Origin of the sequence: Actinomycetospora rhizophila (genome assembly GCF_042657905.1) — a bacterium.
Classification (GTDB): domain Bacteria; phylum Actinomycetota; class Actinomycetes; order Mycobacteriales; family Pseudonocardiaceae; genus Actinomycetospora; species Actinomycetospora rhizophila.
This window is the reverse complement of record NZ_JBHSKG010000009.1, coordinates 209,922-233,996: the sequence shown is the minus strand read 5'-3', so window position 1 is coordinate 233,996 and position 24,075 is coordinate 209,922. Positions and strand designations below refer to the sequence as shown.

General features: G+C 76.3%; 23 protein-coding genes, 1 tRNA gene and 1 pseudogene. 10 read left to right on the top strand and 15 right to left on the bottom strand.

Going from position 1 to position 24,075, the window contains the following annotated elements:
• Window positions 1-127, top strand: a pseudogene (locus ACFPK1_RS18545) (IS630 family transposase); the annotation flags it as partial.
• Here ACFPK1_RS18545 and ACFPK1_RS18540 read toward each other — a convergent pair.
• From ACFPK1_RS18540 to ACFPK1_RS18530, 3 genes are read right to left on the bottom strand one after another with little or no spacing between them, the layout of a single operon-like run.
• A complete protein-coding gene (locus ACFPK1_RS18540) occupies window positions 124-816 on the bottom strand; it encodes a class I SAM-dependent methyltransferase (RefSeq protein WP_378022406.1) in 693 nt (230 codons plus the stop codon). The pseudogene ACFPK1_RS18545 and the gene ACFPK1_RS18540 sit on opposite strands and share 4 nt — an antisense overlap.
• A 5-nt stretch (window positions 817-821) precedes the next feature.
• Window positions 822-1,574 (bottom strand): TIGR04282 family arsenosugar biosynthesis glycosyltransferase, encoded by a 753-nt coding sequence (locus ACFPK1_RS18535; protein WP_378022405.1) that lies wholly within the window; start codon window positions 1,572-1,574, stop codon window positions 822-824.
• A gap of 47 nt (window positions 1,575-1,621) precedes the next feature.
• Complete coding sequence (locus ACFPK1_RS18530) at window positions 1,622-2,326, bottom strand: glycosyltransferase family 2 protein (RefSeq protein ID WP_378022423.1); 705 nt, start codon at window positions 2,324-2,326, stop codon at window positions 1,622-1,624.
• Window positions 2,327-2,509: 183 nt separating this feature from the next.
• Here ACFPK1_RS18530 and ACFPK1_RS18525 point away from each other — a divergent pair, with 183 nt between their 5' ends.
• Window positions 2,510-3,889: a hypothetical protein gene (locus ACFPK1_RS18525; RefSeq protein WP_378022404.1), complete on the top strand. Its 1,380-nt coding sequence runs from the start codon at window positions 2,510-2,512 to the stop codon at window positions 3,887-3,889.
• Between the two features lie 81 nt (window positions 3,890-3,970).
• Here the strand turns inward: ACFPK1_RS18525 and ACFPK1_RS18520 are convergent, their stop codons facing one another.
• Window positions 3,971-5,029 (bottom strand): NAD-dependent epimerase/dehydratase family protein, encoded by a 1,059-nt coding sequence (locus tag ACFPK1_RS18520; protein WP_378022403.1) that lies wholly within the window; start codon window positions 5,027-5,029, stop codon window positions 3,971-3,973.
• Window positions 5,030-5,126: 97 nt separating this feature from the next.
• Here ACFPK1_RS18520 and ACFPK1_RS18515 point away from each other — a divergent pair, with 97 nt between their 5' ends.
• Window positions 5,127-5,645: a MogA/MoaB family molybdenum cofactor biosynthesis protein gene (locus ACFPK1_RS18515; protein ID WP_378022422.1), complete on the top strand. Its 519-nt coding sequence runs from the start codon at window positions 5,127-5,129 to the stop codon at window positions 5,643-5,645.
• Window positions 5,646-5,866: 221 nt separating this feature from the next.
• Here the strand turns inward: ACFPK1_RS18515 and ACFPK1_RS18510 are convergent, their stop codons facing one another.
• The gene (locus ACFPK1_RS18510; protein ID WP_378022402.1) at window positions 5,867-6,556 is read right to left on the bottom strand and encodes an SAF domain-containing protein; all 690 of its coding nucleotides are present in this window, start codon (window positions 6,554-6,556) and stop codon (window positions 5,867-5,869) included.
• A gap of 197 nt (window positions 6,557-6,753) precedes the next feature.
• Here ACFPK1_RS18510 and ACFPK1_RS18505 point away from each other — a divergent pair, with 197 nt between their 5' ends.
• Window positions 6,754-7,665 (top strand): DMT family transporter, encoded by a 912-nt coding sequence (locus ACFPK1_RS18505; protein WP_378022401.1) that lies wholly within the window; start codon window positions 6,754-6,756, stop codon window positions 7,663-7,665.
• A gap of 204 nt (window positions 7,666-7,869) precedes the next feature.
• On the opposite strand, the gene ACFPK1_RS18500 is transcribed toward ACFPK1_RS18505, so the two are convergent.
• The 3 genes from ACFPK1_RS18500 to ACFPK1_RS18490 form a co-directional block, all read right to left on the bottom strand.
• Window positions 7,870-8,244 carry an FmdB family zinc ribbon protein gene (locus tag ACFPK1_RS18500; protein WP_378022400.1) on the bottom strand — a complete coding sequence of 125 codons (375 nt, stop codon included), beginning with the start codon at window positions 8,242-8,244 and terminating at the stop codon, window positions 7,870-7,872.
• A gap of 174 nt (window positions 8,245-8,418) precedes the next feature.
• Complete coding sequence (locus tag ACFPK1_RS18495) at window positions 8,419-9,006, bottom strand: 5-formyltetrahydrofolate cyclo-ligase (RefSeq protein WP_378022399.1); 588 nt, start codon at window positions 9,004-9,006, stop codon at window positions 8,419-8,421.
• On the bottom strand, window positions 9,003-10,361 hold the full coding sequence (locus tag ACFPK1_RS18490; protein ID WP_378022398.1) for a UTP--glucose-1-phosphate uridylyltransferase: 1,359 nt from the start codon (window positions 10,359-10,361) through the stop codon (window positions 9,003-9,005). Before ACFPK1_RS18490 ends, ACFPK1_RS18495 begins: the two co-directional genes overlap by 4 nt.
• Before the next feature lie 111 nt (window positions 10,362-10,472).
• Between ACFPK1_RS18490 and glp the strand changes: the two genes are divergently transcribed.
• The 4 genes from glp to ACFPK1_RS18470 all read left to right on the top strand — a co-directional run bounded on the left by glp (window position 10,473) and on the right by ACFPK1_RS18470 (window position 13,862).
• Window positions 10,473-11,726 (top strand): molybdotransferase-like divisome protein Glp, encoded by a 1,254-nt coding sequence (gene glp, locus ACFPK1_RS18485; RefSeq protein ID WP_378022397.1) that lies wholly within the window; start codon window positions 10,473-10,475, stop codon window positions 11,724-11,726.
• 13 nt (window positions 11,727-11,739) lie between these two features.
• Window positions 11,740-12,411, top strand: a complete 672-nt coding sequence (locus tag ACFPK1_RS18480; RefSeq protein WP_378022396.1) for a GNAT family N-acetyltransferase — start codon at window positions 11,740-11,742, stop codon at window positions 12,409-12,411.
• Between the two features lie 224 nt (window positions 12,412-12,635).
• Window positions 12,636-13,739 carry a divisome protein SepX/GlpR gene (gene sepX / locus ACFPK1_RS18475; protein ID WP_378022395.1) on the top strand — a complete coding sequence of 368 codons (1,104 nt, stop codon included), beginning with the start codon at window positions 12,636-12,638 and terminating at the stop codon, window positions 13,737-13,739.
• A 50-nt stretch (window positions 13,740-13,789) separates the two neighbouring features.
• Window positions 13,790-13,862 (top strand) — tRNA-Ala (locus tag ACFPK1_RS18470).
• Between the two features lie 40 nt (window positions 13,863-13,902).
• On the opposite strand, the gene ACFPK1_RS18465 is transcribed toward ACFPK1_RS18470, so the two are convergent.
• Window positions 13,903-14,523 (bottom strand): PadR family transcriptional regulator, encoded by a 621-nt coding sequence (locus ACFPK1_RS18465; RefSeq protein WP_378022394.1) that lies wholly within the window; start codon window positions 14,521-14,523, stop codon window positions 13,903-13,905.
• Window positions 14,524-14,577: 54 nt separating this feature from the next.
• Here ACFPK1_RS18465 and ACFPK1_RS18460 point away from each other — a divergent pair, with 54 nt between their 5' ends.
• Complete coding sequence (locus tag ACFPK1_RS18460; protein WP_378022393.1) at window positions 14,578-15,441, top strand: class I SAM-dependent methyltransferase; 864 nt, start codon at window positions 14,578-14,580, stop codon at window positions 15,439-15,441.
• Between the two features lie 12 nt (window positions 15,442-15,453).
• Here ACFPK1_RS18460 and ACFPK1_RS18455 read toward each other — a convergent pair whose 3' ends face one another.
• Complete coding sequence (locus ACFPK1_RS18455; protein WP_378022392.1) at window positions 15,454-17,019, bottom strand: dolichyl-phosphate-mannose--protein mannosyltransferase; 1,566 nt, start codon at window positions 17,017-17,019, stop codon at window positions 15,454-15,456.
• A 25-nt stretch (window positions 17,020-17,044) separates the two neighbouring features.
• Between ACFPK1_RS18455 and rsmI the strand changes: the two genes are divergently transcribed.
• Window positions 17,045-17,896, top strand: coding sequence for a 16S rRNA (cytidine(1402)-2'-O)-methyltransferase (rsmI, locus tag ACFPK1_RS18450; protein ID WP_378022391.1), 852 nt, complete (start codon window positions 17,045-17,047; stop codon window positions 17,894-17,896).
• A gap of 1 nt (window position 17,897) precedes the next feature.
• Here the strand turns inward: rsmI and ACFPK1_RS18445 are convergent, their stop codons facing one another.
• The 5 genes from ACFPK1_RS18445 to ACFPK1_RS18425 all read right to left on the bottom strand — a co-directional run bounded on the left by ACFPK1_RS18445 (window position 17,898) and on the right by ACFPK1_RS18425 (window position 24,050).
• Window positions 17,898-18,830, bottom strand: coding sequence for an NADP-dependent oxidoreductase (locus tag ACFPK1_RS18445; RefSeq protein ID WP_378022390.1), 933 nt, complete (start codon window positions 18,828-18,830; stop codon window positions 17,898-17,900).
• A gap of 102 nt (window positions 18,831-18,932) precedes the next feature.
• Window positions 18,933-19,844 carry a DUF559 domain-containing protein gene (locus ACFPK1_RS18440; RefSeq protein WP_378022389.1) on the bottom strand — a complete coding sequence of 304 codons (912 nt, stop codon included), beginning with the start codon at window positions 19,842-19,844 and terminating at the stop codon, window positions 18,933-18,935.
• Window positions 19,845-19,960: 116 nt separating this feature from the next.
• Window positions 19,961-20,428, bottom strand: a complete 468-nt coding sequence (locus ACFPK1_RS18435; RefSeq protein ID WP_378022388.1) for a flavodoxin family protein — start codon at window positions 20,426-20,428, stop codon at window positions 19,961-19,963.
• Entirely contained in the window at window positions 20,425-21,261 is an 837-nt protein-coding gene (locus ACFPK1_RS18430) for a purine-nucleoside phosphorylase (protein ID WP_378022387.1), read from the bottom strand. The genes ACFPK1_RS18435 and ACFPK1_RS18430 overlap by 4 nt, the downstream gene beginning before the upstream one ends.
• The gene (locus ACFPK1_RS18425) at window positions 21,258-24,050 is read right to left on the bottom strand and encodes a serine/threonine-protein kinase (RefSeq protein WP_378022386.1); all 2,793 of its coding nucleotides are present in this window, start codon (window positions 24,048-24,050) and stop codon (window positions 21,258-21,260) included. The genes ACFPK1_RS18430 and ACFPK1_RS18425 overlap by 4 nt, the downstream gene beginning before the upstream one ends.
• Window positions 24,051-24,075: the final 25 nt, after the last annotated feature.

The following is a 24,075-nucleotide window of genomic DNA, read 5'->3' as shown; positions in this document are numbered from 1 at the left end:
CGACATCCGCGCCTGGATCAAGGCCTGGAACGACGACCCCAAGCCCTACGTCTGGACCAAGACCGCCGACGAGATCCTCGACAGCATCGCCAACTACTGCCGGCGAATTTCTGACTCAGGACACTAGGCGGGAGCGAGCTCGACGAACGCGCGGGCGCCCTCGTCGCGGGCCACCACGGTCAGCCCGGCCTCGGCGGCCACCTCGTCGACCGCGTGCGGGCCGAGGACCGCCCACGGGAACCACGGCGCGTCACCGATGGTGTCGAGGACGGGCTCGTCCAGGCACTCGAGGTAGGCGACGCCGCACCACAGGCCCGCGTCGGGCTCGAGCTCGAGCAGGACCGTGCCGCCCTCGGCGAGCAGGGCGCGACATCGCCGCAGGAGCGTCACCGGGTCGCCGCCGATGCCGATGTTGCCGTCGGCGAGCACGACGTGCTGCCAGCGCCCCTCGCCGGGCAGGCGCTCGAAGGCGTCGCGGTGGAGCACCGCGGCGCCGCGCTCGAGGCAGCGCTGGACGGCCTGCACGGACACGTCGACGCCCAGCGCCGGCACGCCCCGGTCGGCGAGCGCGACGACGAGCCGGCCGGGCCCGCAGCCGAGGTCGAGCGTGGGCCCGGCGCAGCGGTCGAGCAGCCAGTCGTCCTCGGCGTCGGCGTCGTCGTGCCAGCGCTGCACGGCCAGGGGCAGCACGACCCCGTCGTGGCGCACGAGACGGTGGCTGCGCCCGGCGAGCGCCGCGTCGAACACCGTCCCGGTGTCGGGTGCCCCGGTGAGCATCTCGGCCGCGGGTGGGGCCGTCACGGGGCTCGACGTCATGCGGGTCATCGTGGGAGGCCTCCGGGGACGGGGAGACGGAGCGGACCGGTGCTCGACCCGTGGAGGGGGAGCACGTCCGCGACGGCGCGGGCGAAGCGGCCCGCGGGGACGAGGTCGGCGACGGCGACGGCGTCGTCGGGGGTGTCCACGTCGGACAGGGGCGGCAGCTCGAGCACGCGGCCCGGGGCCAGCCCCTCGTGCCCGGCGCGCAGCTCGGCGAGCGTGCGGACGCCGGTGTCGTCCCGCGAGGTCGGCACGTCGGCGATGAGCGCGGCCCGGCGCGGGTCGGCCAGCGCGAGCGCCCACCAGCCCCCGTCGAGCGCAAGCCCGAGCGCCGCGTCGGCGCCGGTGGTGACGAGGTCGAGCGCGTCGGCGAGCAGCGCCGGGTCGACCTGCGGGGTGTCCATGCCGATCTGCACGCTCACCGCGCCCGGGAACGCGTCGGCGACGTCCCGGTGCGCGGCGGTGATCCGCTCGCCCAGGGTGTCGCCGCGCTGCGGGACGACGACCGTGCCGGCCAGGGCCGCGAGGATCTCGTCCCGGCGCTCGGCGTCGGCCGGGTCGCCCTCGAGCGCGACCACGACCCGGGCGTCGCGGACGGCCCGCGCCGCGTCGAGGGTGTCGAGCAGGGCGGCGGCGGCGATGCCCGCCGCCCCGGTGGGGGTCGTGGCCGTCATCAACCGGGTCTTGACCCGCCCCGCGACGGGGGCCTTGGCGAGCACGAGGACGACCCTCGTGACCGGCGCACTGGTCCGCATGGTCCGCGCGTTCGTGCGGGGCGCCGTGATCGGTTCGACGCCGGACCTCATCGAGTGGTGTCGCGGTCGTCGAGTGCGGTGGACGGTGCCGTGGGCGTCGACGGGCGGGTGCGGGCGATCGCCTTCGACATGTCCCGGACGGCGCGCGCGGTGCCCTTGACCGAGCCCGAGACCTTGGAGCGGCCGCCGGCGCGCGGGCGGTAGGCGACGTCGACCTCGCGGATGCGCCACCCGGCGGCCCCGGCGCGGATGAGCAGCTCGAGGGGGTAGCCGAAGGCGCGGTCGGTGATCCCGAGGTCGAGCAGCGCCCGGCGGCGCGCCACCCGGATCGGGGCGATGTCGCGCACCGCCACGCCCCGGGTGCGCATGAGCCCGGACAGCACGAGGTTGCTGACCCGCGCGTGCCACGGCCACACCCCCCGGGCCGCCGGCACACGCCGGCCGACGACGAGGTCGGCGTCGGTGTCGAGCAGCAGGCGCACCATCGCGGGGAGCTCGGCGGGGTCGAGCGAGCCGTCCGCGTCGATCACCGCGACGACGTCGGTGCGCGTCGCCTCGAGACCGGTGTGCACCGCGGCGCCGTACCCGGGCTTCGCCTCGTGCACGACGAGCGCACCCAGCTGCGCCGCGAGGGCGGGGGTGCCGTCGGTCGAGCCGTTGTCGCACACGACGGCGTCGAACCCGTCGGGCAGTGCGGCGAGCACGCCGGGCAGGGCCTCGGCCTCGTCGAGACAGGGGAGCACGACGTCCACGCGACCTTCCACCCTGGTCACGCTATGAGGTCGGTCGTGTGCTCGCCGCCTGGGGCTGGTGCCCGCGTCGGGTGGCTGGTGGGCCGTCGGGGCGTGCCCGATCTGCCCCGTCCGGGCGACTCACAGCGGCTTCACGGACCTCCTCACCCCGAGATCACCGCGGCTCCGTACTGTCCGGCGGCGATGACCACCGTGCTGCGGGACCGCCCCGAACCCGCCGGCGAACCACCGTCGGCGACCCGCCCCCCGCTGCGCCTGCGCGGCGACCTCCTGGCCGTCCTGGCCGCCGCGCTGCTGGTCACGGCATCGTCCGTGGTCGGATGGCGGCTGATCGACGCCGGCGTCCCCGTGCTGGTGGGGTGGCCGCCGCTGTTGGCGTCGTGGCTGCCGCACGTCGGTCCGGGCACGGTGCCGGCGGTCCTCGTGGCCCTGCTCGTCGCTCTCGGTGGCCCCGCGGTGGCCCGCCGGCTGGCCTGGGGGCCGCTGCTCGGGGTGGCGTACGTCGCCTCGGCGGCGTGGACCTTCGCCCTCGCGACGATCGACGGGTGGATCGTCGGGGTCGCCGAACGGCTGGCGACGCCGACCGAGTACCTCGCGGAGATTCCCCGCACCGGCGACATCTCGGTCTTCCTGCAGACCTTCGCCGACCGCATCGCCGGGCTGACGCCCGACACCCTGGTCACGCACTCCTCGGGCCACCCGCCGGCCGCGACGCTCTTCTACGTCCTGCTCGACCGAGCCGGGTTCCCGGGCGGCGAGTACGCGGGCGCCGTGACCGCGGCGATCGGGGCCTCGGCGGTGGTCGCCGTCGCGATCACGCTCGCCGCGCTGGGCGACCGCGACCTCGCCCGCGCCTACCTGCCCTTCGGCGTGCTCTTCCCGGGCGCGGTGTGGGTCGGGGTGTCCGCGGACGGGATGTTCGCCGCGGTCCTCGCGTGGGGCGTGGCCCTGCTCGCGGTCGGCGCGGCCCGGCGCGGGCTGCTCGGGCACCTCGTGTGCGTCGCCGGCGGGGTGGTGCTCGGCCTGTCGCTGTACCTGTCCTACGGGCTCGTGCTCGCCGGGCTGCTGCCGGTCGCGGTCGCGCTGCTCACCCGCCGCGCCGCCCCGCTGCTGACCGGCGGGCTCGGCGCCGCGGCCGTCGTCGCCGCGTTCACGCTCGCCGGGTTCTGGTGGTACGAGGGGTACGAGCAGGTCAAGGTCCGCTACTACCAGGTGGGCGAGTACGGGCTCCTGCGTCCCTACGAGTACTGGGTGTGGGGCAACCTCGCGGCGCTCGTGCTCGTGCTCGGCCCCGCGGTGATCGCGGGCCTGCGCCGTGCCGCCTGGCGGCCCCGCGCGGCGCCCGTGGTGCTGGTGGCGCTCGGCGCGGCAGGGCTCGTCGCCGTGCTCGTCGCCGACCTCTCCGGGCTCTCGAAGTCCGAGGTCGAGCGCATCTGGCTGCCGTTCGCGGTGTGGATCGTGCCGCTCGCGGCCCTGCTGCCCCGGCCCTCGTGGCGCTGGTGGCTGCTCGCCCAGGCCGTCCTCGCGCTCGCGATCAACCACCTGCTGGCGACGGTCTGGTAGCCGGCGCGCCCGGCCCCTTCTGCAGCGAACGCGCGGTTCGCTGCTTCTACGCGCGCGAAGTCCCCGTTGATCACCGGGCGTTCAGCCGACGGCGTCGCGCAGCGGGTCGGTGGCGAACGCCGCGATCCCGTCGGCGAAGCTCGTGCGTGCGCGGAAGCCGAGGAGGTCGGCGGCGCGTGCGGGGTCGGCGGTGACGTGACGGACGTCGCCGGGCCGGGCGCCGCCGACGATCTCGGGCGCCGGGCCCTCCATCGTCGCGGCGAGGGTGGTCGCGAGGTCGCCGATCGTGCGGACCTCGCCCGAGCACACGTTGAGCGGCACGCAGCGGCCCGCGGCGGCCGGGGTCTCGAGGGCGGCGACGTTGGCGGCCGCGACGTCGCCGACGTGCACGAAGTCGCGCCGCTGGCGCCCGTCCTCCATGACCCGCGGGGCCTCGCCGCGCTCCAGCGACGACCGGAAGATCGACGCGACGCCCGCGTACGGCGTGTTCTGCGGCATCCGGGGGCCGTAGACGTTGTGGTAGCGCATCGCCCAGACCCGCCCGCCGGTCGCGCGCGCCCACGCCACCGCCAGGTGCTCCTGGGCGAGCTTGGTCGCCGCATAGGTGCTGCGCGGCTCGAGCGGCGCGTCCTCGGGGATGAGCTCGCCGTCGAGGTCGCGGCCGCAGTGCGGGCAGGGCAGGTCGTAGCGCCCGGCGTCGACGTCGGCCTGCGTGCGGGCCGGCGGCGGCACGACGCCGTGCTCCGGGCACAAGTAGCGGCCCTCGCCGTAGACGACCATCGAGCTCGCCATCACCAGCTCGCGGTGCCCGGAGCGGTACATCGCGGCGAGCAGCACGGCGGTGGCGAGGTCGTTGTTCTCGGCGAACGCGGGCGCGTCGTTCGGGTCGACGCCGTGGCCGACCATCGCCGCCTGGTGGCACACCGCGTCGACCTGGGGCAGCAGCCGGTCGAGCAGGTCGGCGTCGCGCACGTCACCGTGCACGAGCTGGTAGCGGTCGAGCCACTCCGGCGCCTTGCCGGCCGCGTGGGCCTGGGGGAGCAGGGCGTCGAGCAGCACGGGGGTGTGCCCGCGCTCGGCCAGCAGGTCGGCGATGTGCGAGCCGATGAAGCCGGCCCCGCCCGTCAGGAGTACGCGCACGCGGGCACGCTAGCCGCCCGGTGGCACGCGCCGTGACACGACCGTCGCCGCGCGTCCACCTCGTACCGTCGTGGCGGTGCCGACTACCTTGGTGACCATGGAGAACTCGCCGCTGCACGGCGGTACGGAGGAGCTGTTGGGACGCGCCCTCGTCGTCGTGGTCGACGACCGCGTCAGCCGGGGCGAGAGCGCGGACACGATCGGGCCGCTGGTCACCGAGCTCCTCGGTGAGGCCGGCCTCGTCGTCGACGGCACGATCGTCGTGCCGGGCGAGTCGGTGGCCATCCGCAACGCCCTCAACACCGCGGTGATCGGCGGCGTCGACCTCGTCGTCACCGTCGGCGGCACCGGGGTGTCGCCGCGCGCGGTCACCGCCGACGCGACCGCGGGCGTGCTCGACCGCCCCATCCCGGGCATCGCCGAGGCCATCCGCGCGTCCGGCCTGGCGGCGGGCGCCGTCGACGCGGGCCTCTCGCGCGGCCTGGTGGGCGTCTCGGGCAGCACCCTCGTCGTGAACCTCGCCTCCTCGCGCGCCGCCGTCCGCGACGGCATGGCCACCCTCACCCCGATGATCTCCCACGTGATCGCCGAGCTCTCGGGGATGGAGGAGCACTGAGCTCCGGTCCACCTGACCCGCAGCCCGACCCGCGCGCCGAGGCCCGGCGGCGGGCGGCGCTGCGGGCCGCGATCTTCGGGGACGAGGCGGTGGCGTCGTCCGACGAGCGCGAGCCCGGCGGCGCGGGGGACCCGGGTCGTGACGAGTCCGACCGCCGCCGCTACGACGACGAGCGCCCGCCGCACCACGACCGGCCCTGACCGACCCGTCCCGGGTGCCCGTCAGCGCAGCGTGACCGTCACCTCCTCCCGCAGCGACACCGTGGCCACCCGGGCCGCGAGCCCCGCCGGCAGGGCGACGACCACGACCGGTGCTGAGCCGGCCGTCCGCTGCGGGGGCGGCAGCACGGCGAGCACCACCGCGCCCGGGGCCAGCACGGCCGCCTCGCCCACCGGACCCCCGGCACCCTCCGCGGCGCCGGCCGCCACGAGGTCGACCCGGGTGCCGGGCGTCAGCAGCGCGGCGACGCCGGCGTCGGCGAGGCGTACCGGCACCCCGGCCGCGTCCGGGACCCCCGCGGCGGCGACCGCGGCGACCGGCCCGAGCAGCCGCACGTCGGTGAGCGCCTCGCCCGCCCGCACGCCGCCGACGACCTGACGCCCGGCGACCGCGGCCGGCTCGCCGAGCGCGCCCACCGGCACGAGGTCGGGCGGCAGCGACCGCACCGCCACATCGGCCGGGCCCAGCGCCACGCCCGGCGCGAGGTCGCGCGCGGCCACCAGCACGGGCGTCCCGGCCGGCGCGACCCCGGGCGCGGCGAGGAACGCGACCGCGAGCACCGCCAGCGCCCCGGCCGCGGCCCGGCGCAGCGCCACCACCCGTCGCCAGCCGGGCGCCGGGAGCCGCCACCCGGCCCGCCACCCGGCCCGCCACCGCCGGCCTCCGCCCGGGGGCCCGTCCCGTTCTCGCACGTCGTCGACGCTAGGGCGCCGCCCCGGCCGGGACCCGCAGGTCACCCGGACAGCCGTGGACGCATCCGGCCGATGGGGACGGCGTTCGGCGCAGCGCGATCGGTGCGTGCCCGCGGCCCGGCGCGGCGACCCCACCGGGTCGGGCGGTAGTTTGCGGCCGAGGGTCGCCGACGATCGGGAAGAGGGCGGGCGCAGGCATGGCCGTGGTGCTCGTGCTGCTCGCGACCATCGCCAACGCGACGGCCCTGGTGCTCCAGCGCAAGGCGGCGCAGGACAGCGCCCGCGCCCGCGGCATCAGCGCCGGGACCCTGCGGGACATGGTCCAGCGGCCCGCGTGGCTGATCGGGACCTCCATCTTCGCGGTCGCGGTGGCGCTGCAGGCCACGGCGCTGAGCCTCGGGTCGATCGCGCTCGTGCAGCCGGTGCTCGTCATGGAGCTGCCGTTCACGCTGCTGCTGGGCTGGTGGGTGCTCGGGGGAGCGCTGCGCCGCCGCGAGTGGATCGCCGTCGCGATCATGTCCGTGGGCCTGGTCGTCCTGCTCGTCACCCTGCAGCCCAGCGGCGGCGACGCGCTCGGGGCCGGCACGCTCACCTGGATCCTCGGCACGATCGTGACCATGGGCCTGCTCTGGCTCACCAGCTCCGTCGCGAAACGCTCGCGCACCGTCACCCGGGCCGCGTTCTACGGGATCGCCGCGGGCATCGGGTCCGGGTTCGTCGCCGTGATCGTCAAGGCGATGTCCGAGGCGCTCCAGCGCGAGGGTGTGGCCGGCGTCTTCACGACCTGGCAGAGCTACCTGCTGATCCCCGTCGCGCCGGCGGCGTTCCTGGTGCTCCAGCACTCGCTGCGGGCCGGGCGGCTGCTGGCCTCGCAGCCGGGGCTCATCCTCGGCAACCCGCTGCTCTCGTCGACCTGGGGCATCGCCCTGCTGGGCGAGGAGATCAACGGGGGCTTCGCGCTCCTGGGCGGGCTGGCCGGCGCCGTCCTGATGGTGATCGGGGTGTTCCTGCTGTCGCGCTCGCCCCTGCTGGCCGCGCAGGAGGGCGGGCCGCGGGACGGATCGGGCGCCGCGCGGCACAGCCCGGGGCAGCGCCGACGACCGCTGTGATTCGTGTCTCGGCCCACCGAAACCTCACCTCTGTCACCCGTTGGGGTGATGTGTGAGGGAATCGGCAACCTTTCTGTCTCCCGATCCGTCTTCCATGGTGTGAGGCCCTCGACGCCGACCGCTGGGGAGCGGGTGGGCGTCAGGTAGGTCCGGGACGCCGACTCGGGGTCGGCGTCCTGGACCACCCCTCGCTCTCCCGGCCGCTCAGGCCGACTTCGCCGAGGTGCTCGACGAGCTCGAGGAACCGGCCGTCGACGAGCTGGACGAGCCCGACGATCCCGAGTCCGCGGTGCTCTTGGACTCGCTCGACCCCTTCGCGTCCCCGGAGCCCGACGACTCGCCCGAGCCCGACGACGACTCCGACGAGGACGACGACGAGACCTTCTCCGACGACCCGGAGCCGTTGCGGGCGTCGTTGCGGTAGAAGCCGCTGCCCTTGAACACGATCCCGACCGACGAGAACACCTTGCGCAGCCGCCCGCCGCACACCGGGCACTCGGTCAGCGACGGGTCGGAGAACGCCTGGACCTGCTCGAAGCGGTGGTCGCAGGCGGTGCAGGCGTAGGGATAGGTCGGCACGTGCACTCCTGAAGTCGTCCGCCCCCGCGCGGGGGTCGTGATGTCCGCGCAGAGTGTAGATGGCACTCGCGCTATGAGAGTGCCAACACCGACAGCGTCACGGCTGTTCCGAAGTGGGACGGCTCCAGGAATCGCGGCCACGGGCCGGGATGGGGGCTTTCCTGACGTTGGACGTCAGCGTGGCCGCCAGGCTGACAACCACGTCACCCCGGACGACGGGCGCCAGACGGCGTGGACGCGGACGTCGTGGGGCTCGTCGGGGAGGTCGTCGGCGACGAGGCCGTCGTCGCCCACCAGGGCCACGAGGCGCGTGTGCGGGCCGGCGAGGGGCAGCGAGCGGTCGTAGTGCCCGCCGCCGCGGCCCAGGCGCACGCCCCGGTGGTCGACGGCGAGCGCCGGGACGACGACCAGGCCGGCCTGCGCGAGCACCGAGGGCCCCAGCCGCGGCCCGGTGGGCTCGCGCAACCCGTGCGGGCCGGGACCGAGCGACCCGGGGCCGTCGTAGGGCGCCCAGTCCAGGGGCGCGGCGCCGACCGTGACGGGCAGGAGCACCCGGCGCCCGAGCGCGCGAGCGGCCTCGAGCACCGGCGGCCCGCCGGGCTCCCCGCCGACCGCGACGAACAGGCAGACCGGGTCGTCCACGCCCTCCAGCACCGCCGGCAGCCCGGCGGCCAGCGCGGCGGCGTCGGCCCGGCGCGCCTCGGGCGACCGGGACCGGCGCGCGGCCAGCAACGAGCGCCGCAGCGCGGCCTTGGTGGTCATCCCCGCAGCGTCTCGCCGTCCCCGACGTGCCGCGGGCCCTCGACCGTCACGTCGCCCTCGACGACGACGCCCGCGCCGAACACGACGTCCCCGGAGACCGTCAGCGACGTCGCCCGCGCCAGCGACGGCGCCCCGCCGGCGAAGCGGCGCTCGAAGTCGCCGAGCATCCCGAACTCCGCCTTGTCCAGCTTCACCACCGGCGCCGTGCCAGTGGGCACCATGCGCCCGTCCTCGGTGAGGTCGTAGAGGTCCGAGCGCGCCACGAGCAGGTCGTCGGTGGTCTTGACCGGCGCGAACCGGGTGCGCGGCACCTCGAGCGCCCGCGCGCCCTCGACCGACCCGATCGCCGCGCCCATCGCCGTCTCGAGCTGCAGCACCGGCGTCGAGGACTTGTCGGTGGGGTCGACCGTCTTCTTGTTGACGATCAGTGGCAGGTACGGCGCCGCCGGGTCCGCCTCCTGCAGTGCGCGCAGGTGCTCGAGGTCGAACCACAGGTTGTTGGTGTTGAAGTACGAGAAGCGCTCGATGTCGGTGAACGAGTCGTCGCCCTCGGGGACCTGCGCGGTCTCGCGCAGCACCAGCGAGCCCGCCCGGGACGCCAGGTGCCCGCCCTTGCGGTCCATCGCCGTGCGCCGGGCGACCTCCAGCGCGAACGGCACCTGCTCGGCGGCCATCCACGCGGCGATCCGCACGTCGGGGATCGCCCCGAGGTTGTCGGAGTTCGACACGAAGCACCAGCGCACCCCGGCCGCGAGCAGCTTCTCGAGCGCGCCGGACGCGGCCAGCGCCGTGTACAGGTCGCCGTGGCCCGGCGGGCACCACTCGAGGCGGGGGTCGGCGGGCCACGACACCGGCCGCCGGTCGTCGGTGCGCAGCTTGGGCTCGGAGCCCTGCAGGAAGTCCAGCGGCAGGTCGTCGTCCTCGAGCCCCGCGTGCCGGCGCAGGGCGGCCAGCGACGGCTCGCGCGTGCCTTCCGAGTTCATGAGCAGCAGCGGCAGCCGGGCCCCGTGGCGCTCGCGCAGCGCCAGGGTCTGCACGGCCACGGCGTCGAGGAAGCTCGTGCCCGGCTTGATCTCGAGCAGCGACTTCGGCCCGTCGAGTCCCATGCTCGTGCCCAGCCCGCCGTTGAGCTTGATCACCGCGAGCCGGTCGAGAGCCCGGCGCGCGTCCTCGTCGGACGGCTCGGGCAGGCCGTCGAGCGTCGGCAGGTCGTCGACCGGCGCGAGCTCCTCGCCGGGCAGGACGGCGCTCTCCGGGTCGGCGAGCTGCTCGAGGCGGCGGCGGAAGGCCTCGACCTCGGCGGGGTGGGCGTCCCGCGCGGTGAGGGCGGCCAGGGCGTCGTCGACGTAGGACATGCCGCCATCGTCCCGAACGGCCGTGTCGGACCGACCCGCGGTGTCGGGCGCGTCGGTACCCGCCGCGGCACGCCCGGCGTAGGACGATGGGGCCATGTGGAGGCGAGCCCGATGAGGACGGTCGAGGCCCAGCTGCGCCGCGTGCTCGACGCCGCGGTCCGCCCGGCCCCCATCCGCGTCGACATCTCCTCCGCCCAGGGCCTGCTCTGCGCCGAGGAGGTCGTGGCCGACCGGGCCCTGCCCGGCTTCGACCAGGCGGCCGTCGACGGGTTCGCGGTCCGCAGCGTCGACGTGCTGGCGGCGGCCGACGAGCCGGTGGAGCTGCCCGTGGTCGGCGAGGTCGCCGTCGGGTCCCGCCAGGCGCACCGCCTGCAGCCCGGCCAGGCCGTGCGCGTGGCCACCGGTGCGCCGCTGCCGACGCTGGCCGACGCGGTCGCCCCGCACGACCACACCGACGCCGCCGACGACCCCGCGAGCCGGGCCACCGGGCACCGCGCGCGCCTGACCGTCAAGACCCCGGTGCCGTCGGCGGCCTGGGTGCGGCGGGTCGGCGAGGACGTGTCGCCGGGCGACGTGGCCGTCCGGCGGGGCGCCGCGGTCGGCCCCGCCCAGGTGGGCCTGCTGGCCGCGGTCGGGCGCACCAAGGTCCTCGTGCACCCGCGCCCGCGGGTGTCGGTGCTCGCCGTCGGCGACGAGCTGGTCGACCTGGACCGCACGCCCGGCACCGGCCAGGTCGTCGACGTCAACTCCTACGCCCTGGCCGCCGCGGCCGCCGACGCCGGCGCCGAGGTCACCCGCCTGGGCATCGCCTCGACCGAGCCGACGGCGCTGCGCGAGGCGGTCGCGTCGGCGCTGGCGCGCTCGGAGATCGTCGTGATCGCCGGCGGGGTCGGCGGGCAGCTGGGGGAGGACGTCCAGGACACGCTCGCCCAGCTCGGGCCCGTCGACATCTCGCGGGTCGCCATGCACCCCGGCTCCGTGCAGGGCTTCGGGCGCCTCGGCAGCGAGGAGATCCCGACGTTCCTGCTGCCGGCGAACCCCGTCTCGGCGCTCGTCGCGTTCGAGGTGCTCGTCCGCCCGCTCATCCGCCTGACCCTCGGCAAGCAGGACCTGCACCGCCGCGAGGTCACCGCCGCGCTGCTCTCGCCGGTCAGCTCGCCGCCCGGGCGGCGCAGCTACGTGCGCGGGCGCCTGCTGCGCGACCGCGCCACCGGCGAGTACCTCGCCCAGCCGCTGGGCAGCTCGGGCTCGCACCTGCTCTCGTCGCTCGCCGAGGCGAACGCGCTGATCGTCGTCGACGAGGAGACGACCGAGATCGGCATGGACGCCCCCGTGCGCGTGTCGTTCCTCGCGCCGCGTACCTGAGTGGGCGGCTGAGGTGGGCCGGCCCCCGTGGGGCGGCGCCCGTCCGACCGGTCGCCACCCCGGCTGGCCCGCCCGCACCCGCGCGCTGCGCGTCCCGGCGGGCGTCGTCGAGCTGCGCCCGATCCGCCTGCGGGACGGCGCGGCGTGGTCGCGGACGCGGCTGCGTGACGAGGAGCACCTCGCGCCGTGGGAGCCGACGCTGCCGGGGCCGTGGGCGGAGCGCAACGCGCTCGTCGAGTGGCCCGCGCGCTGGGCCGCGCTGCGCTCGATGGGCCGGGCGGGGCAGGCGCTGCCGTTCGCGCTGCTCGTCGACGGGGACTTCGCCGGCCAGGTCGTCATCGGCAACGTCGTGCGCGAACCCCTGCTGTCGGCCTACGTCGGCTACTGGATCGGCGCGCACGTCGCGGGCGGTGGCGCGGCGACCGCGGGCGTGGCGCTCGCCGTCGACCACTGCTTCGCCCGGGTCGGGCTGCACCGCGTCGAGGCGACCGTCCGGCCCGAGAACGCCCGCAGCCTGCGGGTGCTCGCCAAGCTCGGGTTCCGCGAGGAGGGGCTGCTGCGCCGCTACCTCGAGGTCGACGGCGACTGGCGCGACCACCTCGTCCTCGCGGTCACCGAGGAGGACGTGCTGCCCGACGGCCTCGTCGGGCGCCTGCTGCGGGCCGGTCGTGCCGAGCGCGCGTGAACTCGCACCCACACGGCCTAGAGGTCGAGCCTGGCGCGCCATCCGGTCGAGTGGTATCAGGCCCGAACGCCCGGGGTCAGGGTTCCCCTACTGGAGGGATCTCGTCACCGCTCGCACACGACACGCCGCGTCAACTGCGGGGCGCGCGGGACTCGTGTGACTAGCGTGGCGCCTGCGACGAGCCGGATCCGGCCGTCGCGGTCGTCCGGGGTGGGAGGTCTGCGGTGCCGAGCTCGGTCGTCTTCGCGGCCCTGGTCCTGGCGTGGCTGGTGGTGCTCGTCCCCGTCGTCGCCCGCCGCCGCCAGATGGTCCCGCGTCCCGCGGACGTCGATCTGAGTGCACGGGTGCTGCCGAGGACGGCCGGAGCATCCCTGATCGAGGAGGTCCCCGTGGCGACAGTGCAGACGGACGGACGCGCCCGCGGTGAGCGTGCGGCGGCGTCGACCGGCACCGGATCCGTGACGGGCGGTGGCACGGCCCTCGCCGAGCGCGCCGACGAGACGCAGGAGGCCCTCGACGCCGAGCTCGACCTCGACGCCGAGCGCGACGACCTGGACGAGTACGAGGACGACCGGGACGACCGGGCCCCCGCGGACGAGCCCACCCGCGTCGTCGGTCGCGAGCGGGTGCTGCGCCGACCCGCGCACGAGGAGCCCGAGGAGGTCGACGACCTCGAGGACGAGTACCTCGAGGACGAGGACCTCGACGAGCTCGAGGACCTCGAGGACCTCGACGAGCACGACCCCGAACCGTCCCGCGAGCTGCGGACCTACCGGCCCGGGCGGGGCGGGTTCGACCCCGACGCCGCGGCCGCCGCGGCGCACGCGCGCTACGCGTTCCGCCAGCGCGTGGCGATCGGGCTGATCGCGGTCGCGGTCCTGTCCGCGCTCGCGGCGCTCGTGGTGTCGAGCGCGATGTGGTGGCTGCACGCCGTCGCCGACGTCCTGCTCATCGGCTACCTCGTCTTCCTGCGCCGCCAGACCCGCATCGAGGAGGAGGTGCGGGCACGCCGCGCCGCCCGCCTGTCCGGCGAGCGCCGGGCGCTCGAGGCCCGACGGGAGCGCCAGGCCGCGCACGAGGAGCGCATGGCCGCCTACCGCGACGCCGACTGGATCGACGGGGAGTACGACGCCCACGACGACGAGCTCGCCGACGAGCACGACGAGGACGAGGACCGGGACGAGGCGCCCCGCTGGGCGGCGCCGCGCACGCCCCCGCCGCCGGTGCCGGAGGACATGGAGCTGGTCGACGACACCGACGACGACCCCGCGTTCCACGACCTCGACGGCGAGCGGACCTACGGGTACCGCCGGGCGGCGGGAGCCTGACCCGCTGTCCCGGACTGATCCGCGGCGTTGATAGAGTCGGCGTCGCACCAGGGGCTGTGGCGCAGTTGGTAGCGCGACTCGTTCGCATCGAGTAGGTCAGGGGTTCGATTCCCCTCAGCTCCACCCTTGCTCTCCGTCCGGCTTCTCTCTTCGGGCCCGGGCCTCACCAGTCCGCCCGCCGGGCGATCTCCTCCAGTTCACGCCGGTCGGCCACGGCCTCGCCCGGGTCCTCGGGCCAGGTCCCGATCTGCTCCTCGGCCCAGTCGGCCCAGCGCGCGACCATCGCGTAGAGATCGGTGAAGAACGCCCCGGCGATCATCCCCTGGGCGGCGCGGTGCTGGTAGGGGCCCTCGCCGGCCGCGTAGTCGCGGGCCGCCTCCCGGTTGACGACGTTGCGCTCGGCGGCCCAGGCGCGGGCCGCGGCCACCGTGCGCAGCGCGTCCTCCCGCGTGCCGTGCTCGGCGAACCCGAGCTTCACCAGCGCCTCGAACTCCAGCACCGGGCCCTCCCCGGGCTCGGCGAGCCAGCGCGCGAGGGCGGCCCGGCCCTCCTCGGTGATCGAGTACACGGTGCGCGGCCGGCGCCCGACGGTGTCGGTGGCGGCGGACGCGTAGCCGTGCGCGACCAGCTTCTTCGGCTCCTCGTAGAGCTTGCTCGCCGCGCGCGGCCACATCCGGCCGAGGCTGCGGTCCATCTGCCGGGTCAGCTCGTAGGTGCTCCAGGGCTGGACCCCGAGCAGTCCGAGGACGGCGTAGGACGTGCTGGTCAGGCGTGGGCTTGACATGTACTCCCCTGGGGACGACCGTAATACTCCCCAAGAGAGTATCGGAGAACCGCGATGACCACGACCACGACCGTCGACCCCACCAACGTCGACCCCAGCAACGAGGCCCAGGCGCAGGCCTGGGACGGGACCGAGGGCGCCTACTGGGCGGCCCACCCCGACCGCTTCGACACCGCGCTGGCCCGCTACCAGCCCGCGTTCCACGCGGCGGCCGACGTCGGACCGGGCGACCGCGTGCTCGACGTCGGGTGCGGCACCGGCCTGACCACCCGCGCGGCGGCCCGCGCGGCGGGGGACGGGGCGGCGCTCGGCGTCGACCTCTCCGCCCGCATGGTCGAGGTCGCCCGCGCCACGGCGGAGGCCGAGGGTCTCCCGAACGCGCGCTTCGCGCAGGCCGACGCCCAGGTGCACCCGTTCGCGACGGCGGGGTTCGACGGGGTGATCAGCCGGACCGGCGCGATGTTCTTCGGCCGCCCCGACGTCGCGTTCGCCAACCTGGCGCGGGCGCTGCGCCCCCGCGGGCGGCTGACCCTGCTGACCTGGCAGCCCGCGGACCGCAACGAGTGGATCCAGGTGTTCGCCCGCACGCTCGCGGGGCGCGAGCTGCCGCCGTCGCCGCCGGGACAGCCCGGCCCGTTCTCGCTCGGCGACCCCGACCACGTGCGCGAGCTGCTCACGGCCGCGGGGTTCACCGACGTCGCGTTCGACGGGCTCGCCGAGCCGGAGGTCTACGGACGCGACGCCGGGGAGGCGAGCGCGTTCGTGCTCGGCCTGCTCGGGTGGATGCTGGCGGACCTCCCGCCCGCCGAGCGCGACCGCCGCACCGAGGCCCTGCGCGCCATCCTGGCCGCGCACGAGGGCCCGGAGGGCGTGACGCTGGGGTCGGCGGCGTGGCTGGTCACGGCCCGCCGGCCGTGATCGCCGCTGCCCTCACCGCCACGACGGCAGCCACAGCTCCGCGTTCCAGCGGTCCGCGGTGATCCACGTCCCGACGAGGATCGGCCACAGCCACGCGAAGTTGGCGACGACGAGGCCGGTGTAGACGCCGACGACGAGCGTGCCCGTGCGCCGGCGTTCCAGCCCCTGCTCGCGGCGCCCGAGGAACTCGCCGAGGGCCAGCACCACCGCGAGCACCAGGAACGGCGCCACCGGGGTCATGTAGAAGAAGTACATCTGCCGGTCGAGGTTGGTGAACCACGGCAGGAAGCCCGCGCCGTAGCCGACGAGCACCGCGACGTGGCGCCAGTCGAAGGCCGTCACGACGCGCCAGATCGACCAGCCGAGCACCGGCACCGAGACCCACCACAGGGCGGGCGTGCCGATGAGCATCACCGCCGACACGCACGAGGGCGAGCCGCAGCCGAGCTCGGCGGTGCCCGACTCGTAGTAGTAGAGCATCGGTCGCAGGCCCATCGGCCACGTCCAGGGCTTCGACTCCCACGGATGCGGCGAGCCGCGCGGGGTGTCGAGCGTGGCGTGGAACTCGAGGACCTTGGTGCTGTAGTAGGCCAGGCCGCGCAGCCAGTCGGGCAGGAAGCCGAAGGGCCCGCCGACCGGCAGCTGCTGGCCGACGGCGTGGCGGTCGGTGCCCGTCTCGCTCGCGATCCACGGCAGCCAGCTCGCGAGGTAGCAGAGGACCGGCACGCCCAGGAAGGCCCAGGCGGCGGGGGCGACGTCGCGCACCAGCGTCCCGACGAAGGGGCGGGCGACGCCGGCCGCGCGCCGGGCCGCGGCGTCGAAGCCGAGGAGCAGGAGGCCGAAGAAGACGATGTAGTAGAGCCCCGACCACTTCGCCGCGAGCGACAGCCCCAGGCACGCGCCGGCGGCGAGGCGCCACCAGCGCACCCCGAGGCGGGGCCCGTAGACGGTCTCGGCGATGCGGCCCTCGGCGACGACGACCGCGAGGCGGGCCCGCACGTCGTCCCGGTCGACCAGCAGCGCCGCGAACGCGAGCAGCACGAACAGGGCCGGGAAGATGTCGATCATCCCGACGCGGGCGGAGACGTGGCTGACGCCGTCGGCGATGAGCAGCACGCCGGCCAGCCCGCCGAGCAGCGTGGAGCGGGTCATCCGCCGCGCCACGCGGATGATCACCAGGATGCACAGCGTGCCGACGAGCGCCGAGGCCGCGCGCCAGCCCACCGGGTCGTAGCCGAAGACCCACTGGCCCACCGCCATGAGCTGCTTGGACAGCGGCGGGTGGACGACGAGCTCGTAGCCGGGGTTGTCCTCGTACCCGCCGTTGCGCAGGACCTGCCACGCCTGGGGCACGTAGTGCTTCTCGTCGAAGATCGGCGTGCCCTGGTCGGTGGGCCAGCCGAGGTCCCAGAAGCGGACGATCCCGCCGACCACCGTGAGGACGAGCGCCACCACCCAGCCGCGGAGGCGGTCGGTGGGCATCGGCCGGCCGAGCAGCTGCGCGACGGCCGGGGCGTCCTGCGGCGCCGGCCGCGCGGGCCCGCCGGGCGGTGCGGGGCGCGCGATGGTGGCCGTCACGGGCACCGATCGTATGGTCTCGGTCGTGCCTGCGGTGTCATCCGGTGGTCCGGACGGGGTCCTCCTGCTGGGTGGTGTCCCGCTCGGCGACCCCGCGGACGCCTCGCCGCGCCTGCGCGACGCCCTGGCCGGCGCGGACGTGGTCGCCACCGAGGACACCCGGCGGCTCAAGCGCCTCGCCGCGGACCTCGGCGTCACGGTCGGCGGGCGCGTCGTGGTGTTCCGCGAGGACAACGAGACGGCGCGCACCCCCGGGCTGGTCGAGGACGTGCGCGGCGGCGCGACCGTGCTGCTCGTCACCGACGGCGGGATGCCGAGCGTGTCCGACCCCGGCTACCGGGCCGTCACTGCCTGCCTCGAGGCCGGGCTGGCCGTGCGGTGCCTGCCGGGCCCGTCGGCGGTGCTGACGGCCCTGGCGGTGTCCGGGCTGCCCACCGACCGGTTCTGCTTCGAGGGGTTCGCGCCGCGCAAGGACGGCGAGCGCCGGGCCTGGTTCGCCGAGCTCGCCACCGAGCGGCGGACCGTCGTGTTCTTCGAGTCGCCGCGGCGGCTGCGGTCGCTGCTGGAGGCCGCGGTGGCGCAGCTCGGCGGGGAGCGGCGCGGCGCCATCTGCCGCGAGCTCACCAAGACCCACGAGGAGGTCGTGCGCGGGACGCTCGCCGAGCTCCTCGCGTGGGCGACCGAGCCCCTGGGCGAGATCACCGTGGTGCTGGCGGGCGCGACCCCCGTGACGCCGGAGCCCGGGGACCTCGCGGCGGAGGTCCTCGGGCTGGTCGCCGACGGGCGCCGGCTCCGGGACGCCGCCCGCGAGGTGGGGGAGGCCCACGGCGTCTCGACGAAGGCGCTCTACGACGCGGCGGTGCGGGCCAAGGGGTGAGTCAGGGGACGAGCACCAGCTTCCCGGAGACGCGGCCGTGCTGGTTGTCGTCCTGGGCCCGCCCGGCCTCCTCGAGCGGGTAGGTGACGACGGCGGTGGTGCGGAAGCGGCCGTCGACGATGCGGGGGAGCGCGTCGGCGAGCCAGCGGCGCTCGTCGGCCGGGTCGCCCCCGGAGGTGAACACGACGCCGAGCTCCTGGGCGCCCGCGTAGTCGGCGATCGTGATGGCCCGCTCCGGGGAGCCCACCAGCGTGACGAGGTCGCGCAGCGCGCCCTTGCCCGCGGTCTCGAACGCGAGGTCGACGCCCTGCGGGGCCAGCTCGCGGACCCGCTGGACGAGGCCCTCGCCGTACACCACCGGGGTCGCCCCGAGCGCGCGGACGTCGTCCTGGTGGCCCGCGCTCGCGGTGCCGACCACGGTCGCGCCGCGGGCGACGGCGAGCTGCACGGCGTACACGCCGACCCCGCCCGACGCGCCGTCGACGACCAGCGTGGTGCCGGTGTGGTCGCCCTCGCCGAGCCCGAGCTGGTCGAGGGCCCGGTAGGCCGTGCTGACGACCACCGGGAGCGAGGCCGCCACCTCCCACGAGAGCCCCTCGGGCTTGCGGACCAGCGACCCGGCGTTCGCCACCGCCTTCTCGGCGTAGGCGCCGGGGGCCTTGCCGAGCACCTCGTCGCCCACGGCCAGGTCGGTGACACCCTCGCCGACCGCCTCGACGACGCCGGCCACGTCGTAGCCCGGCACCTGCGGCTCCGGCGGCGCGGGCGTGCCCGCCATCGCGCCGGTGCGCAGCTTCCAGTCCAGCGGGTTCACCGCCGCGGCGCGCACGGCGAGGCGCACCTGCCCCTCGCCGGGGACCGGGTCCTCGCGCTCGACGACCTCGAGGACCTCCGGCCCTCCGAAGTGGCGGTACTGCACGGCTCGCGACGTCATGCCTCGCCCAACGCTCTCGGGCGCCCGCCCATGCCCGTCCGTGGGGCAAGATCTCGGTCTGCGGAGCGAACGTTCCGCTCAGCGGAGCGTTCGCTCCTCGCATCAGGATCTCGAGCGCAGGGTCTCGACGAGCCGGGCCAGGAAGACCGCGGGCTGCCCGCGCAGCTCGTACCAGTGGGTGCGCAGGACGACCCAGCCGGCCGCGGCGAGCGCGGACTGGCGGGGGCCGTCGCGCAGGAAGGCGCGCAGGTCGCGGTGGTACGCCCAGCCGTCCACCTCGACGATCACCTTCTCCTCCTCGAACACCACGTCCCCGAGGGCGCGCCCGTAGCCCGGGAGGACGATCTCGGTGTTGGCCGACCAGCCGACGACGCCGGCCGCGCGCATCTCGGTGTGCAGCGTCCGCTCCGCCCACGACGCGGCGCCGCCCGCCGCGAGGGCGATGATCTCGCCGCCGATCGTGGTGCCGCGGCGTCCTGCCGTCCGTGTGTGCGTCTCGCGCAGCTTCTCGACGGTCACCATCTCCTTCTGCAGCGCCCGGTCGGCCACCTCGGCGCCCGCGTCGAGCCCGAGGACAGCGGCGGCGTCGAGCACCGTGAGGGCCCGGGCCGTCACGGCGATCCCGGACACACGGACCCGGTCGGCGGGAGCGATCGCGCGGCGGACGACGTCGACGTCATCGCGTGGACGCGGTCGGCGGTCCGGGGGCACGGCCGCCCGGGTCCGGGTGGGAGCGGTGTCGAGCAGGCCCCACCACCACGCCGCCGAGTCCCCGACGAGCGTCGCGTCCGGGCCCAGCGACAGCAGCGTGGCGACGGCGCACGATCGCGGCGTCCTGGCGTGCTCGGCGATCTGGTAGGTCCGCGGCCCGGCCGGGAACCACGCCTTCTGGGCGACCTTACGGGCCACGGCCTGCCGGGTGTAGCCGGCCGCCTTCGCCTGCTCGAGGCTCAGCACCCCGTGCTGGCGACGGATGAGCCGGCGGAACTCCGTGCGCTGTGTTTCGGTGGTCATGCGGGGTTCGACGCAGCGGTCGGCGCCACGGATCCATCGCGCCGACCGGCGAGATCCTGATTCGTGGAGCGAGCGCTCCGCTCAGCGGAGCATTCGCTCCGAAGTCTGAGATCTTGCTAGTCGGCGACCCGTTCCACGGCGCGGAGCGCGACCGTGGCGCCCAGCTCCCACGCCGCCTCGCGCTCGGCGGCGCCCACGGCCCCGGTGACCTCGCAGACCTCCGCCGCCTGCTCCCACCCCAGCGCGCCCGTGATCCTCAGGACGTCCCGGACGGCGCCCGCGGTGTCCGAGCCGCCGTGCACGTAGAGGCCGAAGGGCCGCCCGCCGGTCTGGTCGAGGCAGGGGTAGTAGGCCTGGTCGAAGAAGTGCTTGAGCGCCCCGGACATGGTGCCGATGTTCGCCGGCGTCCCCAGCACGATGCCGTCGCAGTCCAGGGCGTCGGCGGCGCCCGCGGTGAGCGCCGGGCGGCTGACGACCTCGATGTCCGCGTCGATCTCGTCGGTGCCCGCGCCCTCGAGCACCGCGGCGAGCAGCTCGTGCAGCGTCGGCGACGGCGTGTGGTGCACCACCAGCAGCCGGGTCACGGGGCCGGCGTCTCCTCCAGCGCGGCGCGCACGAGCCGGTGGAGCAGCTCCCCGGTGCGGGCAGCGGCGGCGTGCACCGCGTCGATGACCGCGAGGTGGTCGATCGCGTCGTCGGTGGTGCCCGCGGCGGGGTTGCTCACCAGCGCCACCCCGGCCACCCGCGCCCCCGCGGCGCGCGCGGCGATCGTCTCGAGCACGGTCGACATCCCGACGAGGTCGGCGCCGAGCGTGCGCAGCATCCGGATCTCGGCGGGCGTCTCGAAGTGCGGGCCCCGCAGGCCGGCGTAGACGCCCTCGGGCAGGTCGGGGTCGATCGCGCGGGCCAGGGCGCGCAGCCCCGGGTCGTAGGCGTCGGTCAGGTCGACGAACGCCGGCCCGACCAGCGGCGACGTCGCGGTGAGGTTGAGGTGGTCGGCGACGAGCACCGCCTGCCCGACCGCGTAGGACGGATCGATGCCCCCGGCGGCGTTGGTCAGCACCACCGTCCGGGCGCCGGCGGCGCAGGCGGTGCGCACCGGGTGCACGACCTGCGCGGGCCCGTGGCCCTCGTAGAGGTGGGTGCGCCCGAGCAGCACGAGCACGCGGCGCCCGCCGACGTCCACCGAGCGCGCGACGCCGGCGTGGTCGGGGGCGCCGGGCGGGGCGAAGCCGGGCAGGTCGGTGAACGGGACCTCGGTGACGGGCTCGCCGAACGCGTCCGCGGCCGGGCGCCAGCCCGAGCCGAGGACGACCGCGACGTCGTGGGTCAGGGCCCCGGTGCGGCGGGCGAGCTCGGCCGCGGCCTCCTCGGGCGAGGGCGGCGGCTCGGGGGCGAGGATCTCGGTGCCGGTCACCGCGGGCCCTCGGGCGGGGGCACGGCGAAGCTGTCGGCGACGGCGCGGAACTGCTCGGGGGCGCCGACCGGGTCGGTGCTCGGCGCGGTCAGGCGCACCACCCACAGGTCGGTGCCCGACGGCACCAGCCGCGTCCAGGTCGTGCGGTCGTCGGGGCCCGACGTCGTGCGGTAGACGGTCTGCTGCGGCGGCTCCGCGCCCGGGGCGGCGGCGCCGACGTCCTCGACCGGCCCGACGGAGCTGCCGTCGACGCCCAGGCTCGCGGGCCGTGCGAGCAGCGCGAGGTAGTCCGCGGCCTTCTGTGACGGGTAGAAGCCGGCGACCCGGTCGACGCGCAGCTCGCGCTGGGCGTCGGGCGACACGAAGCGCACGGTGACGTCGCCGCCCGCCTGCTCGAGGCGGAACTGCTGCCACCCGGCCGGCACGAGCGCGCTGAAGCCCAGGCCGGTGCCGCTGTAGCGCTCGTCGGTGTCGGCGTGGGCGATGAGGACCGTGCCCGCGACCTCCGGTCCCGACGGCGTCAGCGTCGTCGCCAGCGCGCCCTGGCCGGCCAGCGAGCGGGTGAGCGCGTAGGCCCCGACCGCCCCGAGCGCCGCCATGAGCACGAGCAGCGCGACCACGGCGGCGACCGCCCACGGCGACCGGCGCGGCGCCGGGGCCCGCGGCGTCGGGGTGAACGGCAGCGGGCCCGGGTCCGGCGCCAGCTGCCCGGGCGTGCCGGCGGTGCCCATCCCGGTCGCCGCGGGGCGCGGGGGTGCCGGTCGCCAGCCGGGCGCCGGCGCGCCGGCGGGCGGGGTCCAGCGGGCCCCGGTCGGCGGGCCGGTGCGCGGCGGCAGCGGCGGGCGGCGCACGGTGCGCGTGACGTCCTCGGACGTCGACAGCCGCGGCCCGACCATCGTCGTCTCGGCGTCCGACGGCGGCGGGAGACGCTTCGGGGACGACGACGGGGTGGTGGGGCCGCGCCCGTTCCCGCTGCTCGTGCCGGTCTCGGGCTTCTCGCCGGGCTCGTCCGCCGGCTCCTCGGCGGTGGGCTCCTCCCCGGCCGGCTTCCCGTCGGCCGGCTCCTCGGCGGGCTCGCCGTCGGCGGCCGTCTCCTCGGCGGGCTCCTCGTCGGCGGCCGTCTCCTCGGCGGCCGTCTCGACGGCGGACTGCTCGTCCGACGCCTCGCCGGTGGCCTCGTCCGGCCCCGCCCCGGCGTCCTCACCGGCGTCCTCACCGGCGGGCTCCGCGACCCCGTCGTCCTCGTTGCCGGCCCGGGACGCCTCGGGCGCCGTGTCCTCGCCGGCCTCGGCCTCCTCGTCGGCGGTCTCCTCCTCGGCGGCCTTCTCCTCGGTGACCTTCTCCTCGGCGGCCTCCTCGGCGGCCTCGGGCGCCGACTCCTCGACCGCGCTCTCCTCGGCGGCGTCGCCGTCGGTCGACGCCGCGGGGCCGCCGACGACGGCCTGCTCCTCGGCCTCGTCCTCGTCGCCGGGCTCGGCCGCGGCGGTGGACCCGGCCGCCGCCGCGGGCTCCTCGGTCGCCGTCGCGGACTCGCCGGTGGCGGGCTTCTCGTCGGCCCCGCCGGTCGAATCGGCAGACGTGGCGGCGGCGCCCGCGACGGCCGCGGCGGCGGCGACACCGGCGACCGGTCCCGAGGACGCGTCCGCTGACTTCCGGGGTTTCTCGGGCTCCGCCTCCTCCGGCGTCTCGACGGCGGGCGCCTCCGCGCTCGCCTTCTCCGGCGCCGCCGCCTTCTCCGGGGCCACCGGCGTCTCCGGGCCCGTCCGCGGACCCGGGGTCGGTCGGGGGCGGGGCGGCTGCTCGGGGGCGACCGGGGTGCCGTCGGCGAGCGTGCCCGTCGGGCCCCGGGAGGAGGAGGCGGGGATGAGCCCGGCCTGGTCGCTGGCGGGACCCGGGCGCGGCACGCGGAACGCCGCCGTGCGCGGGGCGGACGACACCGCGAGGACGGGGCCCTCGGGGTCGGAGAGCAGCGGGCGCAGGCGGCGGCGCACGGCGGCCAGCGGCATGCGCAGCGCCGGGTCCTTGACCATGAGCCCGCGGATGACGTCGACGACGGGGCCGCGGCCGGCGGGCACCGGCACGTCGCCGTGCACGACCTCGGTGACCGTGCCGACCGGGTCACCCGCGTCGTACGGCGGCCGCCCCTCGAGGCAGGCGAAGAGGGTGGCGCCCAGGCCCCACAGGTCGGCGGCCGGCCCGACGGCGCGCCCCATCGCCACCTCGGGCGCGATGTAGGGCGGCGAGCCGAGCACCGTGCCGGTCTGGGTCATCGACTGCTCGGCGGCGTTGCGCGCGATGCCGAAGTCGGTGAGCTTGATCTGCCCGTTCTCGCCGATCAGAACGTTGCCGGGCTTGACGTCACGGTGGGTGATGCCGGCGCGGTGCGCCGTGGTGAGCGCCGAGGCGACCGCCGACCCGATCTCGGCGGCCTCGGGCTGCGTCAGCCGGCCGCGCTCGCCGATGTAGCTGGCGAGGCTGCGCGAGGGCAGCAGCTCCATGACGACGTAGGGCTCGGAGGCGACCTCGACGACGTCGTAGAGGGTGACGACGTTGGGGTGGCTGAGCATCGCCGTGGCGCGGGCCTCGCGCAGCGTGCGCTCGCGGACGATCGCGCGCTCGTTGACCGGCACCGACGAGAGCCGCACCTCCTTCACCGCGACCGGGCGGTGCAGCACCTCGTCGTACGCCGACCACACCGTGCCCATGGCGCCGCGACCGAGCTCGTGCTCGAGGCGGTAGCGACCGACGATCCGGCGGGGGCCGGGCGCGTCGGTGGGTGCGGGGCTCACCCGACCATCATGGCAACGTCGACCG

What these genes read in the sequence shown, in the direction of transcription:
- ACFPK1_RS18540 (WP_378022406.1), bottom strand. Translation starts at nt 816, where the DNA reads ATGACGTCGAGCCCCGTGACGGCCCCACCCGCGGCCGAGATGCTCACC.
- ACFPK1_RS18535 (WP_378022405.1), bottom strand. Translation starts at nt 1,574, where the DNA reads ATGCGGACCAGTGCGCCGGTCACGAGGGTCGTCCTCGTGCTCGCCAAG.
- ACFPK1_RS18525 (WP_378022404.1), top strand. Translation starts at nt 2,510, where the DNA reads ATGACCACCGTGCTGCGGGACCGCCCCGAACCCGCCGGCGAACCACCG.
- ACFPK1_RS18515 (WP_378022422.1), top strand. Translation starts at nt 5,127, where the DNA reads ATGGAGAACTCGCCGCTGCACGGCGGTACGGAGGAGCTGTTGGGACGC.
- ACFPK1_RS18505 (WP_378022401.1), top strand. Translation starts at nt 6,754, where the DNA reads ATGGCCGTGGTGCTCGTGCTGCTCGCGACCATCGCCAACGCGACGGCC.
- ACFPK1_RS18495 (WP_378022399.1), bottom strand. Translation starts at nt 9,006, where the DNA reads ATGACCACCAAGGCCGCGCTGCGGCGCTCGTTGCTGGCCGCGCGCCGG.
- ACFPK1_RS18490 (WP_378022398.1), bottom strand. Translation starts at nt 10,361, where the DNA reads ATGTCCTACGTCGACGACGCCCTGGCCGCCCTCACCGCGCGGGACGCC.
- glp (WP_378022397.1), top strand. Translation starts at nt 10,473, where the DNA reads ATGAGGACGGTCGAGGCCCAGCTGCGCCGCGTGCTCGACGCCGCGGTC.
- ACFPK1_RS18465 (WP_378022394.1), bottom strand. Translation starts at nt 14,523, where the DNA reads ATGTCAAGCCCACGCCTGACCAGCACGTCCTACGCCGTCCTCGGACTG.
- ACFPK1_RS18460 (WP_378022393.1), top strand. Translation starts at nt 14,578, where the DNA reads ATGACCACGACCACGACCGTCGACCCCACCAACGTCGACCCCAGCAAC.
- ACFPK1_RS18445 (WP_378022390.1), bottom strand. Translation starts at nt 18,830, where the DNA reads ATGACGTCGCGAGCCGTGCAGTACCGCCACTTCGGAGGGCCGGAGGTC.
- ACFPK1_RS18440 (WP_378022389.1), bottom strand. Translation starts at nt 19,844, where the DNA reads ATGACCACCGAAACACAGCGCACGGAGTTCCGCCGGCTCATCCGTCGC.